This is a genomic window from Pseudomonas sp. GM80, from assembly GCF_000282515.1.
GTDB lineage: Bacteria > Pseudomonadota > Gammaproteobacteria > Pseudomonadales > Pseudomonadaceae > Aquipseudomonas.
Genome location: NZ_AKJD01000041.1, coordinates 36634 through 54612, shown reverse-complemented (window position 1 = coordinate 54612; position 17979 = coordinate 36634). Strand labels below are relative to the sequence as shown.

Here is a 17979-nt window from a genome sequence, read left to right as displayed (position 1 = left end):
TCCTCACTAGGAGAATTGACTCATGGCACACAAAAAAGCTGGTGGTAGTACCCGTAACGGTCGCGACTCAGAAGCCAAGCGCCTTGGCGTTAAGATGTATGGCGGCCAGAAAATCATTCCGGGCAACATCATCGTGCGTCAGCGCGGCACCCAATTCCACGCTGGCTACGGCGTTGGCATGGGTAAGGATCACACCCTCTTCGCGAAAATCGAAGGCGTGATCAAGTTTGAAGTAAAAGGCGCGTTCAACCGCCGTTACGTGAGCGTTGTCGCAGCTTAATTGCGCGATCGCTGGAAAAGCCCTGTCTCGCGACGGGGCTTTTTCGTTTGTGGGGTGAGTCTCTTGCAAAACTGTTTGTATGGGCTGTCGGCGTGCGATGCAGGTCGTGTTTTGGGGTCGCTGCGCTCATTTTTGCAAGAGTCTTATGTCTTGATTGTTTTTCGGCTCGTCCGTATGGCGAGAGGCGTTGGTTATGAAGTTTGTTGATGAAGTATCGATTCGCGTAAAGGCTGGTGACGGCGGCAATGGCGCCATGAGTTTCCGTCGGGAAAAATTCATCGAAAACGGTGGCCCAAACGGCGGTGATGGCGGTGATGGCGGTTCCATTTACATGATGGCCGACGAAAACCTCAACACCCTGGTCGACTACCGTTACACCCGGCACTTCGATGCCGAGCGTGGTTCCAACGGCGGCAGCACCGACTGCACCGGTAAAAAAGGCGAAGACCTGATCCTGCGCGTGCCGGTCGGCACCACGGTGATCGACTCCGCTACCCAGGAAGTCATCGGTGACCTGACCAAGGCTGGTCAGAAATTGATGGTTGTGCAGGGCGGCTGGCACGGTCTGGGCAACACCCGTTTCAAATCCAGTACCAACCGTGCACCGCGCCAGACCACGCCGGGCAAGCCGGGTGAGCAGCGCGACCTGAAACTGGAAATGAAAGTGCTGGCTGACGTCGGTCTGCTGGGCTTGCCGAACGCCGGTAAAAGTACCTTTATCCGTTCGGTATCGGCCGCCAAGCCGAAAGTTGCCGACTACCCGTTCACCACGTTGGTGCCGAACCTCGGTGTGGTCAGCGTCGACCGCTGGAAGAGCTTCGTCATTGCCGACATTCCGGGTCTGATCGAAGGTGCTTCCGACGGTGCCGGCCTGGGTATCCGCTTCCTCAAGCACTTGGCGCGTACGCGTCTGCTGCTGCATCTCGTCGATATGGCGCCGCTGGATGACACCAGCGCACCGGATGCGGCTGAGGTGATCGTCAACGAGCTGATCAAGTTCAGCCCGTCCCTGGCGGAGCGTGATCGTTGGTTGGTGCTGAACAAGTGCGACCAGATCCTTGAAGAAGAGCACGATGAGCGCGTCAAGGAAATCGTTGATCGCCTGGAATGGACGGGTCCGGTCTACGTGATCTCGGCCATCGCCAAGATCGGTACCGAGCGCCTGTGCCACGACATCATGCGTTACATGGAAGACCGTGCTGATCGCCTGGCCAATGACCCGGCTTACAAGGAAGAGCTGGCCGATCTCGATCAGCGCATCGAAGACGAAGCTCGCGCGCAACTGCAGGCGCTGGATGACAAGCGTGCGCTGCGTCGCAGCGGCGTGAAGTCGGTCCATGACATCGGCGACGATGATTGGGACGAAGAAGATGTGGATGACGAAGACGGTCCGGAAATCATTTACGTGCGTGACTGATTCGTTGCGATAAACTTGAACGCCGCTCAATCGAGCGGCGTTTTAGTATCTGGAAATCGCAAGTCACAAATAACGTCATGGGCGGCGCTGGGTCGCGCTGCCCTCAAGCTAAGGTTGAAGATGATGCGGAGCAAGGTGACAGGTGCGCAGCGTTGGGTCGTGAAGATCGGCAGCGCTTTGCTGACAGCTGATGGCAAAGGGCTGGATCGCGCGGCAATGAGTGTCTGGGTCGAGCAGATGGTGGCCTTGCATGAGGCTGGCGTCGAATTGGTGCTGGTGTCCTCCGGGGCGGTGGCGGCTGGCATGAGCCGTTTGGGCTGGACCGCACGACCCAGTGCGATGCACGAGCTCCAGGCGGCTGCGGCGATCGGCCAGATGGGCTTGGTGCAGGCGTGGGAATCGAGCTTCGCCGAGCATGGCCGGCACACGGCGCAGATTCTCCTGACTCACGACGATCTGTCCGACCGCAAGCGCTACCTCAATGCTCGCAGTACTCTGCGTGCATTGGTCGAGCTGAAAGTCATCCCGGTCATCAACGAAAACGACACCGTGGTCACCGACGAAATCCGTTTCGGCGACAACGATACGCTGGCGGCGCTGGTGGCCAACCTGGTCGAGGCGGATCTGCTGGTAATCCTGACCGACCGCGACGGCATGTTCGATGCTGATCCGCGCAACAACCCTGATGCGCAACTGATTTACGAAGCGCGCGCCGATGATCCGAGCCTGGATGCGGTGGCGGGCGGTACCGGTGGCTCGTTGGGGCGCGGTGGCATGCAGACCAAGCTGCGCGCGGCGCGTCTGGCGGCGCGTTCCGGTGCGCACACCATCATCGTTGGTGGGCGTCTTGAGCGCGTGCTTGATCGCCTGAAAGCGGGCGAGCGCATCGGCACCTTGCTGTCGCCCGAGCGCGGCATGCTCGCGGCGCGCAAGCAGTGGCTGGCCGGGCATCTGCAAACGCGCGGCACGCTGGTGCTGGATGACGGTGCGGTGTCGGCGCTGTCCAAAGGCAACAAAAGTCTGCTGCCGGTGGGTGTGAAGCTGGTGCAGGGCAGTTTCCGTCGCGGTGAAATGGTGGTCTGCGTGGCGCCGGACGGTCGTGAGATCGCCCGAGGCCTGGCCAACTACAGCGCGCTGGAAGCACAAAAAATCATCGGTCAGTCGTCGGATGCGATTGTCGGTTTGCTGGGTTACATGGCTGAGCCTGAGCTGGTTCACCGTGACAACCTGATCCTGGTTTAAGGAAAACTTGATGCGTGTAGCAAAAGGATTGTTGGGCTTGTTGATGGCGTTGCCATTGCTGGCCTCGGCCGAGGAAATCGGTCAAGTGTCGACAGTGTTCAAGCTCGTCGGGCCAAACGACCGGATCGTGGTCGAAGCTTTTGATGACCCCAAGGTCGAGGGCGTGACCTGCTATCTGTCGCGCGCCAAGACTGGCGGCGTGAAAGGTGGCTTGGGTCTGGCCGAAGATCGTGCAGAAGCCTCCATTGCCTGTCGGCAGGTGGGCGAGATCAAGTTCAGGGGTGAGCTGAAGGACGGCGATGAGGTGTTCAAGGAGCGCACATCGCTGGTGTTCAAGACCATGCAGGTGGTGCGTTTCCTCGACAAGAAGCGCAACACCTTGGTTTACCTGGTCTACAGCGATCGCGTGATTGAGGGTAGCCCGCAGAACGCGGTGACGGCGATTCCGATCCTGCCGTGGGTGCCCGTCCAGCAATAACCCCGCGAAACCAACTGTAGGAGTGAGCCTGCTCCGGGCGGCGTTCCGACGATAGCGGTGTAACAGTCAATAATTGCATCGACTGACACACTGCTATCGTCGGATCGCCGCCCGGAGCAGGCTCACTCCTACATTTTTTTTGCGCTGGATTTACTAAATCACAGGCAATAAAAAACCGACCCTAAGGTCGGTTTTTTAATGACTACGTCGATTAAGCAGCTTCTTTCAGCGCTTTGACGTGGCCATTCAGACGGCTCTTATGACGAGCAGCCTTGTTCTTGTGGATGATGCCTTTATCGGCCATACGGTCGATAACTGGCACAGCCAGAACGTATGCAGCTTGAGCTTTTTCAGCGTCTTTTGCGTCAATGGCTTTAACTACATTCTTGATGTAGGTGCGAACCATGGAACGCAGGCTGGCGTTGTGGCTGCGACGCTTCTCAGCCTGTTTTGCACGTTTTTTGGCGGAAGGTGAGTTGGCCACCGTCGAGCTCCTCGAAAGACTTTTTAGGAAATAGCAAACAAAATAGGCCGCGAATCATGCCGATGAGTTGAAGTCTTGTCAAGGGCACTTGAAACGTTCCGCTAAGTGGTAGGTATAAAGAGGCGGGATATTTATTTCCGGCGCTTGACCTGTAAACTCGCGAGCTTTGGCTCTGTGCTGCTGCGGCGCGGAGTATCGCATAAGTAGGCGCTTAATTCGCCTGCTGTTTATCGACAGGCACAAATTCCCTCAATGAATCTGCTCAAATCGTTGGCCGCCGTCAGCTCTATCACGATGCTTTCCCGGATTCTGGGTTTTGTTCGTGACACGCTTATCGCCCGCACATTCGGCGCCGGGATGGCGACAGACGCCTTCTTTATCGCCTTCAAATTGCCCAATCTGCTGCGAAGAATTTTTGCCGAGGGTGCTTTCTCCCAAGCATTCGTGCCGATTCTGGCCGAATACAAAAGTCAGCAGGGCGAAGAGGCGACCCGTACCTTCATTGCCTACGTATCGGGTCTGCTGACCTTGGTACTGGCGATCGTTACCGCGCTGGGCATGATTGCCGCGCCTTGGGTGATCTGGGCCACGGCCCCCGGTTTTACCGATACACCGGAAAAATTCCAGCTCACCTCTGATCTGTTGCGTGTGACGTTCCCTTATATATTGCTGATCTCGCTGTCGTCGCTGGCGGGCGCGATCCTCAATACCTGGAACCGTTTCTCGGTGCCCGCATTTGTGCCGACCTTGCTTAACGTCAGCATGATCGTGTTTTCGCTGTTCCTGACGCCGTACTTCGATCCTCCGGTCATGGCGCTTGGCTGGGCGGTATTGGTCGGTGGTCTGGCGCAACTGCTTTATCAACTGCCGCACCTGAAAAAGATCGGCATGCTGGTGCTGCCGCGTCTGAACCTGCGCGATACCGGCGTGTGGCGGGTGATGAAGCAGATGTTGCCGGCTATCCTCGGCGTCTCGGTCAGCCAGATTTCGCTAATCATCAACACCATCTTCGCCTCGTTTCTGGTCGCAGGCTCGGTGTCGTGGATGTATTACGCCGACCGTTTGATGGAGTTGCCATCCGGCGTGCTTGGTGTGGCGCTGGGCACGATTTTGCTGCCGACGCTGGCAAAAACCTACGCGAGCAAGGATCGCCACGAATATTCGCGGATTCTCGATTGGGGTCTGCGCCTGTGCTTTGTGTTGGTGCTGCCGTGCTCGCTGGCGTTGGGGATTCTCGCCGAGCCGCTGACCGTTTCGCTGTTCCAGTACGGTCAGTTCAGCGGCTTTGACGCCGAGATGACTCAGCGTGCGCTGATTGCTTATTCTGTCGGCCTGCTCGGGATTATCGTGATCAAAGTGTTGGCGCCGGGCTTTTATGCGCAACAGAACATCAGAACCCCGGTAAAAATCGCAATCTTCACGCTGGTGGTTACTCAGCTGTTCAACTTGGTGCTGATCGGCCCACTGGCTCACGCCGGTCTGGCCTTGGCGATCAGTGCCGGTGCCTGCCTGAACGCCGGACTGCTGTTCTATCAACTGCGCAAGCAGCAGATGTACCAGCCGCAACCGGGTTGGGCCAAGTTCGCTTTCAAACTGGTGGTCGCGGTGGCGGTGATGTCCGTGGTGCTGTTGATCGGCATGCATTTCATGCCGCCATGGGATCAAGGGCACATGCTTGAGCGTTTCCTGCGTCTGGGCGCCTTGGTCGCGGCGGGCGTGGTGTCCTATTTCGGTATGTTGTTGCTGCTCGGTTTCCGCCTGCGCGACTTCAATCGCAAGGCCTTGAGCTAAGGTTTTTCTCTTTATGGATGGGCGCGGGCCGGCAGTTTTGTCGGCTCGTTCACTTTGCGTTACGGTGTTGCCTGTCGTCGGCCGTCGGGTGTGGTTATAATCGACCACTTTATGAGCAAGAAGCGCGTTATGCAGCTGGTTCGAGGCCTCCACAACTTGCGCCCCCAGCATCGGGGCTGCGTCGCCACTATTGGCAACTTTGACGGTGTTCACCGTGGTCACCAGGCTATCCTGGCCCGACTGCGTGAGCGTGCGCTCGAGTTGGGCGTACCCAGCTGCGTGGTGATTTTCGAGCCGCAGCCACGGGAGTTCTTTGCCCCCGAGACCGCGCCGGCACGTCTGGCCCGGTTGCGCGACAAGCTGCAACTGTTGGCCGCCGAAGGCGTCGACCGGGTGTTGTGCCTGGCGTTCAACCAGCGCTTGAGCAAGCTCAGCGCCAGTGAATTCGTTGACACCATCCTCGTCGATGGCCTCGGTGTGCAGCATCTGGAAGTCGGTGATGATTTCCGTTTTGGTTGCGACCGCCTCGGCGATTTCGACTTCCTGCTGCAGGCCGGGCAGATGCACGGTTTTACCGTTGAAGCGGCGCAAACCGTCGAGCTGGACGGCATTCGCGTCAGCAGCACGCAAGTGCGCAACGCCTTGGCTGCCGCCGATTTTGCCTTGGCCGAACGTTTGCTCGGCCGCCCGTACCGCATCGCCGGTCGCGTGTTGCACGGGCAGAAACTGGCCCGGCAACTGGGTACGCCCACTGCCAACATTCAACTCAAGCGTCGTCGTGTGCCGTTCACCGGGGTGTACCTGGTGGATGTCGATATCGACGGCAAGACTTGGCCCGGTGTCGCCAATATCGGCGTACGGCCCACGGTACAAGGTGATGGCAAGGCCCACCTTGAAGTCCATCTTTTAGATTTTGCCGGCGATCTGTATGACCGGCGTTTGACGGTGGTTTTCCACCAAAAGCTGCGTGAAGAGCAGCGCTTCGCCTCCCTGGAGGCATTGAAAACGGCGATCAATGCGGATGTCGCCACCGCCCGTGCACTAGCCGCACCTAGCGCCCATCGCTAATGAAGAGCCTTAAATGACCGACTATAAAGCCACGCTTAACCTTCCGGACACCGCCTTCCCAATGAAGGCCGGCCTGCCACAGCGCGAACCGCAGATCCTGCAGCGCTGGGACAGTATTGGCCTGTACGGAAAGTTGCGCGAGATTGGCAAGGATCGTCCGAAGTTCGTTCTGCATGACGGCCCTCCGTATGCCAACGGCACGATCCATATCGGTCACGCACTGAACAAGATTCTCAAGGACATGATCATCCGCTCGAAGACCCTGTCGGGCTTCGACGCGCCATATGTTCCGGGTTGGGACTGCCATGGCCTGCCGATCGAGCACAAGGTTGAAGTGACCCACGGCAAGAACCTGGGCGCGGACAAGACCCGCGAACTGTGCCGTGCCTACGCCACCGAGCAGATCGAAGGGCAGAAGTCCGAATTCATCCGTCTCGGCGTGCTGGGCGACTGGGCCAACCCGTACAAAACCATGGATTTCAAGAACGAGGCCGGTGAAATCCGCGCCCTCGCTGAAATCGTCAAGGGTGGTTTCGTGTTCAAGGGCCTCAAGCCTGTGAACTGGTGCTTCGACTGCGGTTCTGCCCTGGCTGAAGCGGAAGTCGAGTACGAGAACAAGAAATCCTCGACCATCGATGTCGCTTTTCCTATCGCTGACGAAGCCAAACTGGCTGCCGCGTTCGGTCTGCCGTCGCTGAGCAAACCTGCCTCGATCGTGATCTGGACCACCACCCCGTGGACCATCCCGGCCAACCAGGCTTTGAACGTTCACCCGGAATTCAACTACGCGCTGGTGGATGTCGGCGACAAGTTGCTGGTGCTGGCTGAAGAGCTGGTCGAAGCCTGCCTGGCTCGTTACAGCCTGGAAGGTTCGATCATTGCGACCACCACCGGTAAAGAGCTGGAGCTGATCAACTTCCGTCACCCGTTCTACGACCGTCTGTCGCCGGTCTACCTGGCTGACTACGTTGAACTGGGCGCTGGCACCGGCGTGGTTCACTCCGCTCCGGCCTACGGCGTGGACGACTTCGTGACCTGCAAGAAATACGGCATGGTCAACGACGACATCCTCAATCCAGTACAAAGCAACGGCGTTTACGTGCCGTCGCTGGAATTCTTCGGCGGCCAGTTCATCTGGAAGGCCAACCCGGCCATCGTCGACAAGCTGACCGAAGTCGGTGCGCTGATGCACACCACCGTCATCGAACACAGCTACATGCACTGCTGGCGTCACAAGACCCCGCTGATCTACCGCGCGACCGCGCAGTGGTTCATCGGCATGGACAAAGAGCCAACCAGCGGCGACACCCTGCGTGTGCGCTCGCTCAAAGCCATCGAAAACACCAAGTTCGTCCCGGCCTGGGGCCAGGCGCGTCTGCATTCGATGATCGCCAACCGTCCGGACTGGTGCATCTCGCGTCAGCGCAACTGGGGCGTGCCGATCCCGTTCTTCCTGAACAAGGAAAGCGGCGAACTGCACCCACGCACCGTTGAGCTGATGGAAGAGGTCGCCAAACGCGTTGAAGTCGAAGGCATCGAAGCCTGGTTCAAGATGGACGCTGCCGAGTTGCTCGGCGACGAAGCGCCACTGTACGACAAGATCAGCGACACCCTCGACGTCTGGTTCGATTCGGGTACCACGCACTGGCACGTCCTGCGCGGTTCGCACCCGATGGGCCACGAGAGCGGCCCACGCGCCGATCTGTACCTGGAAGGTTCTGACCAACACCGTGGCTGGTTCCACTCGTCGCTACTGACCGGTTGCGCAATCGACAATCACGCGCCGTACCGCGAACTGCTGACGCACGGTTTCACCGTCGACGAAGCCGGCCGCAAGATGTCCAAATCGCTGGGCAATGTGATTGCGCCGCAGAAAGTCAACGACACCCTCGGCGCCGACATCATGCGTCTGTGGGTCGCTTCGACTGACTACTCGGGTGAAATGGCGGTTTCCGACCAGATCCTGCAACGCAGTGCGGACGCCTATCGTCGTATCCGTAACACCGCGCGCTTCCTGCTCTCGAACCTGAGCGGTTTCAACCCGGCCACCGACATCTTGCCGGCTGAAGAAATGCTCGCGCTGGATCGTTGGGCGGTGGACCGCACCTTGCTGCTGCAACGCGAGCTGCAAGAGCACTACGGCGAATACCGTTTCTGGAACGTCTACTCGAAGATCCACAACTTCTGCGTGCAGGAGCTGGGCGGTTTCTACCTCGACATCATCAAGGACCGTCAGTACACCACTGGCGCCAACAGCAAGGCCCGCCGTTCGGCGCAAACCGCGCTGTTCCATATCTCCGAAGCGCTGGTGCGCTGGATCGCGCCGATCCTTGCCTTCACCGCCGACGAATTGTGGGAATACCTGCCGGGCGAGCGTAACGAGTCGGTGATGCTCAACACCTGGTACGAAGGTCTGACCGAACTGCCGGCCGACGTTGAACTGGGTCGCGACTACTGGGAGCGCGTAATGGCGGTCAAAGTAGCGGTGAACAAGGAAATGGAAATCCAGCGCGCGGCGAAAGCCGTCGGTGGCAACCTGCAAGCCGAAGTCACGCTGTACGCCGAAGACGCGCTGAGCGCCGACCTGGCCAAGCTGAGCAACGAACTGCGCTTCGTCTTGATCACCTCGACCGCCAGCGTTGCGCCTTTTGTTCAGGCACCTGCGGATGCGGTAACCACTGAAGTCAGCGGCCTGAAGCTGAAAATCGTCAAGTCGGCCTTCCCGAAATGCGCCCGTTGCTGGCACTGCCGTGAAGACGTTGGCGTGAATCCGGAGCATCCGGAAATCTGCGGTCGTTGCGTCGACAACATCAGCGGCGCTGGCGAGGTTCGTCACTATGCCTAATGCCGTTGGCCGTTATGGACGGTTGAGCTGGCTCTGGTTGAGCTTGCTGGTTCTGGTCATTGACCAGGCCAGCAAGTTCTACTTCGAAGGCAAGCTCGAAATGTTCCAGCAGATTGTGATCATTCCCGATTACTTCAGCTGGACCCTGGCCTACAACACTGGCGCTGCGTTCAGCTTCCTGGCTGACAGCTCCGGCTGGCAGCGCTGGCTGTTCGCCCTGATCGCGATCGTGGTCAGCGCGGTGCTGGTGGTCTGGCTCAAGCGTCTGGGCCGCAACGAAACCTGGCTGGCCGTCGCTTTGGCGCTGGTGCTGGGTGGCGCGCTGGGCAATCTGTATGACCGCATTGCCCTCGGCCATGTGATCGATTTCATTCTGGTGCACTGGCAGAACCGCTGGTACTTCCCGGCGTTCAACTTTGCTGACAGCGCGATTACTGTTGGCGCGGTGATGCTGGCACTGGACATGTTCAAAACCAAGAAAACCGAAGAGGCCGTTCATGACTGAACAGGTATTGGCTGAGCAACGCATCGGCCAGAACACGGAAGTCACTTTGCACTTTGCATTGCGCCTGGAGAACGGCGACACCGTCGACAGTACGTTCGACAAAGCCCCGGCGACCTTCAAGGTCGGCGACGGCAACCTGCTGCCGGGTTTCGAAGCAGCGCTGTTCGGCTTCAAGGCCGGCGACAAGCGCACGCTGACCGTCGAGCCGGAAAACGCTTTCGGCCAGCCGAACCCGCAGAACGTGCAGATCATCCCGCGTTCGCAGTTCGTCGACATGGAGCTGTCACCGGGTTTGCTGGTGATCTTCAACGATGCGGCCAATACTGAACTGCCGGGCGTGGTGAAAGAGTTCGACGACACGCAAGTGACCATCGACTTCAACCACCCGCTGGCGGGCAAGACGCTGTCCTTTGACGTGGAAATCATCTCCGTCAAAGCGCTATAAAAATGTAGGAGTGAGCCTTTGTGGCGAGGGGATTTATCCCCGTTGGGGTGCGAAGCGCCCCCGAACCAGGCACCGCAATTCTGAATGAATGCGCTGAAAGGTCGGCGACTGCTACGCAGCCGAACGGGGATAAATCCCCTCGCCACAGAGAGCTGATCCCTACAATGGTTTTTCATTGTTTTCGCGCGCAAGACACGAGGCACAGCATGCAAATCAAACTCGCCAACCCCCGTGGCTTCTGCGCCGGCGTGGACCGGGCGATCGAAATCGTCAACCGCGCCCTGGAAGTTTTCGGGCCGCCGATCTATGTGCGCCATGAAGTGGTGCACAACAAGTTCGTCGTTGAAGACCTGCGCAGTCGCGGGGCGATCTTTGTCGAAGAATTGGATCAGGTGCCGGACGACGTTATCGTCATTTTCAGTGCCCACGGCGTTTCCCAGGCCGTACGTACCGAAGCCGCTGGCCGTGGCCTGAAAGTCTTCGATGCCACCTGCCCGCTAGTGACCAAGGTGCACATCGAAGTGGCGAAATACAGCCGCGACGGTCGTGAGTGCATTCTCATCGGCCACGCCGGTCACCCGGAAGTCGAAGGCACCATGGGCCAGTACGACGCCAGCAATGGCGGCGCGATCTACCTCGTCGAAGACGAGAAAGACGTCGCCGAGTTGCAGGTGCATAACCCGGACAAACTCGCCTTTGTTACTCAGACCACGCTGTCGATGGACGACACCAGCCGCGTCATCGATGCGCTGCGTTCGCGTTTCCCGGCCATCGGTGGGCCACGCAAGGACGACATCTGCTACGCCACGCAAAACCGTCAGGACGCGGTCAAGCAACTGGCCGACGAATGCGACGTGGTGTTGGTGGTCGGCAGCCCGAACAGCTCCAACTCCAACCGCTTGCGTGAGCTGGCCGAACGCATGGCCACGCCGGCCTACCTGATCGACGGCGCCGAAGACCTGCAAAAGAGCTGGTTCGACGGTGTCGAGCGGATCGGCATCACCGCCGGCGCTTCCGCGCCGGAAGTATTGGTGCGCGGCGTGATTCAGCAACTGCAGGCCTGGGGCGCAACAGGCGCCGATGAGCTGTCTGGACGCGAAGAGAACATTACGTTCTCGATGCCTAAAGAGCTGCGCGTCCGTTCGATCTGAGGTTTTTCCCCTGCTCGCACAGCGCCTGTCCAGCTTCCTGGCTGGCCAGGCGCACGCGACCGCTCGCAGCCAGCACCACCTGGCGCTGGCTGACCGGCTCGCGGGCCGAGCAAATATGTAAAGTCCCTGCCTGAAATGTCCGTCCGGGCATCAGCGGTTGCCCCAGGCTGCTGAACCTGATGTAACGACTGACCGACCAATTGCCGACAATCGGCACCTTCGCCTCGCTCGCACGCTCGACCAGCAGCGGGTTGTTGGCGTCTTCCGGCCCTTTGCCGCTGACGTCCAGAATGATCCGCCAGCCCTGACCCCAATCGCCGTTGATCCCGTGAATCACCACGCTTTGATTGCGCGTGATGGCCAGCGTGCGCGCACTGCGAATACCGTCGAGCAGCCCCTGTGCGGCTTGATCGCGATGGTTCGATTCGCGCAGCGCAGCAAACGTCGGACTGACCAGCAGCAGAACAATCGCGCCAATCGCCAGTCCCATAAGCAGTTCAATCAGGCTGAACCCCTGTTGCGGCATGAAATCTCCCTCCGTGGAGCGTGATGAACGGCGCAATCCGTGCGCCGGGCAGGGCAAATCAACCGACGCCGGCCGGTTGAATGTTCTAGTTTGTAGAAGCAGGTATAGCCGAGGGCAACGGAGGGCACCGATGGATCTTCGTACAAAAGGTTTCACGCTGATCGAGCTGATGGTCGCGCTCGCGGTGTTTCTGATCCTGATCACCCTGGCCGTGCCGACGTTCACGCGTTCGATACAGAGCAGCAAGGCCGATACCGAAATGGGTGACCTGCAACGGGCAATCAATTTCGCTCGTCTGGAGGCGATCGACCGTGGCACCACTATCCGGCTGCGACCCACTGCCGGCGGCAGCGCATGGACCGGCGAGTTGTCGGTCTACGACAGTACTGGCACTCCGGCGAATGTATTGCGGGTTGTTCCGGCGATGAGCAGCGGCGCCAGTCTGGCGCTAACCTTGGGAGTGACCGCGCTGGATTTCAACAGCCTCGGTGGGCTGTCGGCCGCGACGGCGGTGGTGATCACTTACACGCTGGGTACGCAAAGCAGGACGCTGAACGTGTGTTTGAACGGACGAATTCAATTGAGTGGAATGTGCGGATGAGGGCAGGGAGTGGCAGGGCACAGGAGGGCATGACACTGATCGAAGTGCTGGTGGCGTTGCTGATTCTTACGGTCGGGCTGCTGGGCGCGGCGGCGGTGCAACTGAATGCGCTGAAGTACACCGACAGCTCGCGGATGACCAGCCAGGCGAGTTTCATCGCCTACGACATGATGGACCGCATTCGCGCCAACTCAGGCGCCGACTATACCGTCACGCCACCGACTTCGGGCAACCTCAGCGTCGCGCGCGATCAGGACCTTTACGACTTCACCAGCAACATCGTCGGTTTCGGCGGCCCGACTGCCACTGGCAGCATTACCCTCAATCAGCGCGTGTACACCATCACCATTACCTGGAGCGATGCGCGAGCGGCCAACACCGCCAGCGCTCAACGCAGCTTTGTCCTCAGTAGCCGCGCGGCGGTTGATCCGGTGGCCACGCCATGAAGCGTTGTAACCGGGGATTTGGCCTGATCGAATTGTTGATCGCACTGGCGCTTGGGCTGATTGTGGTGCTGGCCGTCGTGCAGATTTTCATCGCTGCAAAAAATACTTATGTCAGCCAGAACAGCGCCGCCGCGATGCAGGAAGACGCGCGTTTCGTGTTGAGCAAGATGATTCAGGAAATCCGTATGGTCGGCATGTTCGGCTGTCTCGGTACGATTACCGATTCCAGTTCGGCAGGGGACTTCAATGCCTCTCAGCTCACGCCGATCAGTTGGGACAACGCCAATCTCAAACTGACCCTGGTCACCGCTGATATCGGCAGCAGTGGCGGTACACCGACCTGGACGGTGGTCTCCGATTGCCGCAACAACGCAACCGCCTATACCGGACTGCGCGCGGCGGCGAGCGGGCAGATTGCCTTTCCGATTCGCCGCCTAATCTACAGCTACAGCAACAACCAGATTCTCATGGGCACCGGCAGCGGCTCGCCCGCGCAGCAGGTGCTGGTCAACAATGTCAGTGCTTTCAGTGTGATGTTCGGCCTCGCCAGTTCCGCAACGGATGTGGCGGCATCGACCTACAGTGCCAACCCCAGCGATCCGGCGCGCATTCGCAGCGTCCGCCTGAGCCTGACCCTCACCGACCCGAACAATCGGGTGGCCAATCAAACCTTCAATGTGGTTGCCGCTTTGCGCAACCGCTTGCAGTGAGGGCGGGCCGATGAGGATTCCACTCCATCACCGGGCGCAGCACGGCATGGCGTTGTTGGTGTGTCTGGTGTTTCTGTTGTTGCTGACCCTGATCGGTCTGTCGTCGATGCAAAGCGCCAACATGCAGGAAAAAATGGCCGGCAGCGTCAGCCTGCGCAACCAGTCGTTCCAGACCGCCGAGGCGGCGCTGCGGGTCGGTGAAAGCGCTGTGCAACTCGACGGTTATTCGCTGGCAGTGTGCAGCGGCACCACGCAATGCGCGCCGCCGGCAGAGTCTTCGGTGGTCAGCGCTGCGGGGTTCAATTCAACCTCGGGCGTGACCTGGATCGCTACCGCCAATGGCTTCTACGGGGTACAGAACATCGGCACCACGCTGACCGCCGTCAACGTGCCGAGCAACACCTCGGCGACGCTGTATCGGGTAACCGCTGTCGGCATCGCCGGCACTTCGCGTAGTGTTGTGGAGAGTGTCTATGCGAAGTATTGAGCACTGCCGGGCGCTGCTGATCGGCCTGCTGGCGTGCCTCTATCTGGCGGCGCCGGCGTATGCGTTCACACCGTCTGACTCGCCCTTGTTGAGTGCGGCCGCAGTGGCACCGAACGTGATGCTGCTGATCGACGACTCGGGGAGTATGAACAGCATCATCTATGCCGCCGGATTCGATCCGGCCGTCGACCGCACCCCGGCCCGGCAATGCAACGCGCTGCTCGGGTTGTGCCTGAGTTCGTCGACGATCACCGGCGATTCGATATTTCTCTCCAGCCTGCCGACATCAGGATGTTCCGGCGGTGCCTATGCTTTCTACAACAACAGCCTCGCGCCGCTGTGTCTGAAACTGCCGGACCCGGTCGGCAGCGGTAACACGCGTTATTCAGGCGATTACATTGCCTACGTCGTCAGCCTGGCCATCAACAATGGCACCCGCGATTTCACCACCGGGGCGATCCCCAATGATTATCGGATTAACGTCGCGCGCAACGTGTCGACAGCGCTGGTCACCAGCAACCGCACCTTGCGCATTGGTCTGTCGACGTTCAATCCGGTCACCAGCAACAACTCCGGTAATGGCGGCTACATTGCCCGCGCGATCAGCGATCTGGCGCCCGTCTCCGGCAGCGTCACTCAGGCGCAGGCTGATACCAACTACAACGCACTGATCTCATCGATCAACGGTTTGAGCGCCGTGGCCAATACGCCGTTGGCGGAAACCTATTACGAGATTACCCGCTACATGCGCGGCATGGCGCCGTACTACAACAGCACGCCCGCGACCTATACCAGCCCGATTCAGTATCGCTGCCAGAAAAATTACGGCGTAGTGATCACCGACGGCTTGCCGACGTTCGACCGCACTTTCCCTAGCAACGATCCGCTGGGTGGCAGTCGCTTGCCGAACTGGGACGGCGTCAACAATGACGGCAACAACCTCAACGGTGACAACGAGGGCGATACTCTTTACCTGGACGACATCGCCAAGTTCGCCTTCGACATCGACATGCGTTCGACCGGTACCGATGCCGCCGGCAAGAGCTGGAACGCAGTGGATTTTCCCAAGCAGAACATGAACACCTACACCGTCGGGTTCACCGCCGCGAACGACATGCTTTCCGACGCCGCCAGCTACGGGCAGGGCAAGTACTACCAAGCGACCGACAGCACCGGGCTCAATGCCGCATTGTCTTCGGCATTGAGCGACATCACCTCCAAGGCCGGCTCTGGCGGCAGCGGCGTGACCAGCGGCACGACACTGGCCAGCGGCACCAGTTACTTTCAGACCAGTTACGATCCCAAGGACTGGCGCGGCACGATTAAATCCTTCGGTTTTACGGCGGCGGGTGCGGTGAATACGTCGGCGGCGCTCTGGACGACGGACACCACCATTGTGCCCGGCGCCACGGCACCGACTTATCAGTCGTGGAACACCACCAGTAACGCCGCAGTCACCTTGGCCTACGGCAACTTTTCCGCTGCGCAGCAGACCACGCTGAGTCAGGGCTTGCCCACAGGCATCAGCGGGATTGATCTGGTGGAGTGGAGCAAAGGCACCAACAAGGCTGGGCTCAAGGTGCGCAGCGTGTTGCTCGGCGACATCATCAATTCGCCACTGGTGCTGGCGTCGCCCACGGACAAGACCGCTTCCGACCTGTCCGGCGACAGCACGTACAGCGCTTACCTGACCACCAAAGCGGCAAACATGAATGCAAGCCTGGTGGTGAATGCCAATGACGGTTTCGTCAACGTGATCAACGCGGCCAATGGCACCCGGCGTTATGCCTACATGCCTTCCAGTGTGTTGCCGTCGTTGCGGTTGATCGCCGATCCGACCTATATCAACGGCGTCAGCCACAAGTTTCTCGTCGACGGTCAGGTCGGCGTGTTTGATGCCCAGCTCAACAGCGCCTGGAAAACCCTGGCCATCGGCGGTACTGGCGCCGGCGGCAAGTCCTTCTACGCGCTGCAACTGTTCGATGCTTCGGCAGGCAACGTATTGCGAGCGCTCTGGGAAGTCAGTGCGCCGGTCAGCGCCAGCACGGCCAACGCTTTCAATGATCTGGGTTATGCCTATGCGCGCCCGGAAGTGGCACGCTTGTCGGACGGTCGCTGGGCGGCGTTCATTGCCAATGGCTACGGCAGCAACTCCGGAGTCGCGGCGTTATACGTACTGGATGTGCGCGACGGTTCGCTGATCAGGAAAATCGTCATCGACAGCACGGAAACCACCAATGGCCTGTCGTCAGTGAAGCTCAAGGTCAATTCGCAGAATGTGGTGCAGGCCGCTTATGGTGGCGATTTGAAGGGGCGTCTGTGGAAGTTTGACCTCAGTGCCACATCGACGGACAGCTGGGGCGTGGCGTTTTCCGGTAAACCCTTGTTCACCACGGCGGGCGGCGCGACTCAGCCGATCACTGCACAACCGTTGTTGGCGGACAATTCACTCGGCGGCAAGCAGATCTTCATCGGCACTGGCAAATTCAACGAAACGGCGGACAAGACCAACAAGGATCTGCAGGCATTTTATTCAGTGTGGGACGCCGACGGCGGCACGGGGCAGATCACTGTCAGCAGTTTGCAGGCGCAGGCGGTCACCGGGGTGTTTTCTGGCAGCTCCGGACAGTTCATCACCACCACGCAAAATGACACGACGTACCCGGCAGAAAAGGGCTGGTATCTGCCACTGGTGTATAACAACGCGCTGACTGGCGAGCGGGTGATCAATCAGGCCAGCCTGGTACTCGGCCGGATCGTTTTCACCACGGCGAGCGTCGACACCACCGATCCGTGTTCCAGCTTCGGCACCGGCAAACTGGTCGAACTCGATGCGTTCAGCGGTAAGATGCTCAACTACGCGGTGCTCGATACCAACGCCGATGGCGTGGTCGACAGCAACGATACGATTTCCAGCGGCGTGGTGTTTACCGGTGGCATTCCGACCCTGAATGCGATCGTCAACGGCGCCACGCGCAAGATTGTCAACGATTCCAGCGGTGGCATTACCACGCTGGTGGAGAAACCCGGCGGCGGCAGCCGTCGTATCATGTGGCGACAAATACAGTAAGCGAGAGTTTGAGGCATGCGCAGATCCAACCGAGGTTTTACCCTGATCGAAATCATGATCGTGATTGCGATCATCGGCATCGTTATCACCATCGGCTATCCGAGCCTCACCGAGTACGTGAAAAAGGGTCGCCGTGCCGAAGTGGTATCGATGCTCTCGGAGCAGGCACAAACCCTCGAACGGTTTTACACCAAGAACAATGTCTACACCGGCATCACTGGGCTCAGCACAGGGAGCGATTTTTACACCATCACCCCGACGATCACTGACCAGACCTATCTGCTGACGGCAACGCGCAAGGCCGGCTCGGCCATGGCCACCGACAAGTGCGGGGATTTCACCCTGACCAATACCGGTGTCCGAAGCATGAACAACGCGACCACCGGGCTGACCACCAAGGATTGCTGGGGCCGCTGAGGCGCTTTCTTTCGGG

At 59.4% G+C, this 17979-nt stretch carries 18 protein-coding genes; 16 read left to right on the top strand and 2 right to left on the bottom strand.

Annotation, left to right across the window (positions count from 1 at the left end):
- Positions 1–22 precede the first annotated feature (22 nt).
- From rpmA to PMI37_RS04490, 4 genes are all read left to right on the top strand, one after another.
- On the top strand, positions 23–280 hold the full coding sequence (gene rpmA / locus PMI37_RS04505) for a 50S ribosomal protein L27 (RefSeq protein WP_003176049.1): 258 nt from the start codon (positions 23–25) through the stop codon (positions 278–280).
- 193 nt (positions 281–473) lie between these two features.
- A complete protein-coding gene (gene cgtA, locus PMI37_RS04500; RefSeq protein WP_008078548.1) occupies positions 474–1697 on the top strand; it encodes an Obg family GTPase CgtA in 1224 nt (407 codons plus the stop codon).
- A 123-nt stretch (positions 1698–1820) separates the two neighbouring features.
- Positions 1821–2939, top strand: a complete 1119-nt coding sequence (gene proB, locus PMI37_RS04495; RefSeq protein ID WP_045122966.1) for a glutamate 5-kinase — start codon at positions 1821–1823, stop codon at positions 2937–2939.
- A gap of 10 nt (positions 2940–2949) precedes the next feature.
- A complete protein-coding gene (locus PMI37_RS04490) occupies positions 2950–3417 on the top strand; it encodes a CreA family protein (protein ID WP_008078546.1) in 468 nt (155 codons plus the stop codon).
- A gap of 211 nt (positions 3418–3628) precedes the next feature.
- On the opposite strand, the gene rpsT is transcribed toward PMI37_RS04490, so the two are convergent.
- A complete protein-coding gene (gene rpsT / locus PMI37_RS04485) occupies positions 3629–3901 on the bottom strand; it encodes a 30S ribosomal protein S20 (protein WP_003228351.1) in 273 nt (90 codons plus the stop codon).
- 252 nt (positions 3902–4153) lie between these two features.
- On the opposite strand from rpsT, the gene murJ reads away from it, so the two are divergent.
- From murJ to ispH, 6 genes are all read left to right on the top strand, one after another.
- Entirely contained in the window at positions 4154–5692 is a 1539-nt protein-coding gene (gene murJ, locus PMI37_RS04480; RefSeq protein WP_008078545.1) for a murein biosynthesis integral membrane protein MurJ, read from the top strand.
- A 129-nt stretch (positions 5693–5821) separates the two neighbouring features.
- Complete coding sequence (gene ribF / locus PMI37_RS04475; protein WP_008078544.1) at positions 5822–6760, top strand: bifunctional riboflavin kinase/FAD synthetase; 939 nt, start codon at positions 5822–5824, stop codon at positions 6758–6760.
- A gap of 13 nt (positions 6761–6773) precedes the next feature.
- Positions 6774–9605, top strand: a complete 2832-nt coding sequence (gene ileS / locus PMI37_RS04470) for an isoleucine--tRNA ligase (protein WP_008078543.1) — start codon at positions 6774–6776, stop codon at positions 9603–9605.
- Complete coding sequence (gene lspA / locus PMI37_RS04465; RefSeq protein ID WP_008078542.1) at positions 9598–10110, top strand: signal peptidase II; 513 nt, start codon at positions 9598–9600, stop codon at positions 10108–10110. The genes ileS and lspA overlap by 8 nt, the downstream gene beginning before the upstream one ends.
- Before the next feature lie 7 nt (positions 10111–10117).
- Positions 10118–10555 (top strand): FKBP-type peptidyl-prolyl cis-trans isomerase, encoded by a 438-nt coding sequence (fkpB, locus tag PMI37_RS04460; RefSeq protein ID WP_177323297.1) that lies wholly within the window; start codon positions 10118–10120, stop codon positions 10553–10555.
- 206 nt (positions 10556–10761) lie between these two features.
- Entirely contained in the window at positions 10762–11706 is a 945-nt protein-coding gene (gene ispH / locus PMI37_RS04455; RefSeq protein ID WP_008078538.1) for a 4-hydroxy-3-methylbut-2-enyl diphosphate reductase, read from the top strand.
- Here the strand turns inward: ispH and PMI37_RS04450 are convergent.
- A complete protein-coding gene (locus PMI37_RS04450) occupies positions 11678–12232 on the bottom strand; it encodes a GspH/FimT family pseudopilin (protein WP_008078536.1) in 555 nt (184 codons plus the stop codon). The two genes, ispH and PMI37_RS04450, sit on opposite strands and share 29 nt — an antisense overlap.
- Positions 12233–12362: 130 nt before the next feature.
- Between PMI37_RS04450 and PMI37_RS04445 the strand changes: the two genes are divergently transcribed.
- The 6 genes from PMI37_RS04445 to PMI37_RS04420 are packed head-to-tail and all read left to right on the top strand — an operon-like array spanning position 12363 to position 17963.
- Positions 12363–12833 carry a GspH/FimT family pseudopilin gene (locus PMI37_RS04445; protein ID WP_008078535.1) on the top strand — a complete coding sequence of 157 codons (471 nt, stop codon included), beginning with the start codon at positions 12363–12365 and terminating at the stop codon, positions 12831–12833.
- Positions 12830–13279 (top strand): type IV pilus modification protein PilV, encoded by a 450-nt coding sequence (gene pilV, locus PMI37_RS04440; protein ID WP_008078534.1) that lies wholly within the window; start codon positions 12830–12832, stop codon positions 13277–13279. Before PMI37_RS04445 ends, pilV begins: the two co-directional genes overlap by 4 nt.
- Positions 13276–13989, top strand: a complete 714-nt coding sequence (locus PMI37_RS04435; protein WP_008078533.1) for a PilW family protein — start codon at positions 13276–13278, stop codon at positions 13987–13989. Before pilV ends, PMI37_RS04435 begins: the two co-directional genes overlap by 4 nt.
- 10 nt (positions 13990–13999) lie before the next feature.
- Positions 14000–14476, top strand: coding sequence for a pilus assembly PilX family protein (locus tag PMI37_RS04430; RefSeq protein ID WP_008078532.1), 477 nt, complete (start codon positions 14000–14002; stop codon positions 14474–14476).
- Positions 14463–17546, top strand: coding sequence for a pilus assembly protein (locus PMI37_RS04425; RefSeq protein ID WP_008078530.1), 3084 nt, complete (start codon positions 14463–14465; stop codon positions 17544–17546). The genes PMI37_RS04430 and PMI37_RS04425 overlap by 14 nt, the downstream gene beginning before the upstream one ends.
- Before the next feature lie 15 nt (positions 17547–17561).
- Positions 17562–17963, top strand: coding sequence for a type IV pilin protein (locus PMI37_RS04420; protein WP_008078525.1), 402 nt, complete (start codon positions 17562–17564; stop codon positions 17961–17963).
- Positions 17964–17979 lie beyond the last annotated feature (16 nt).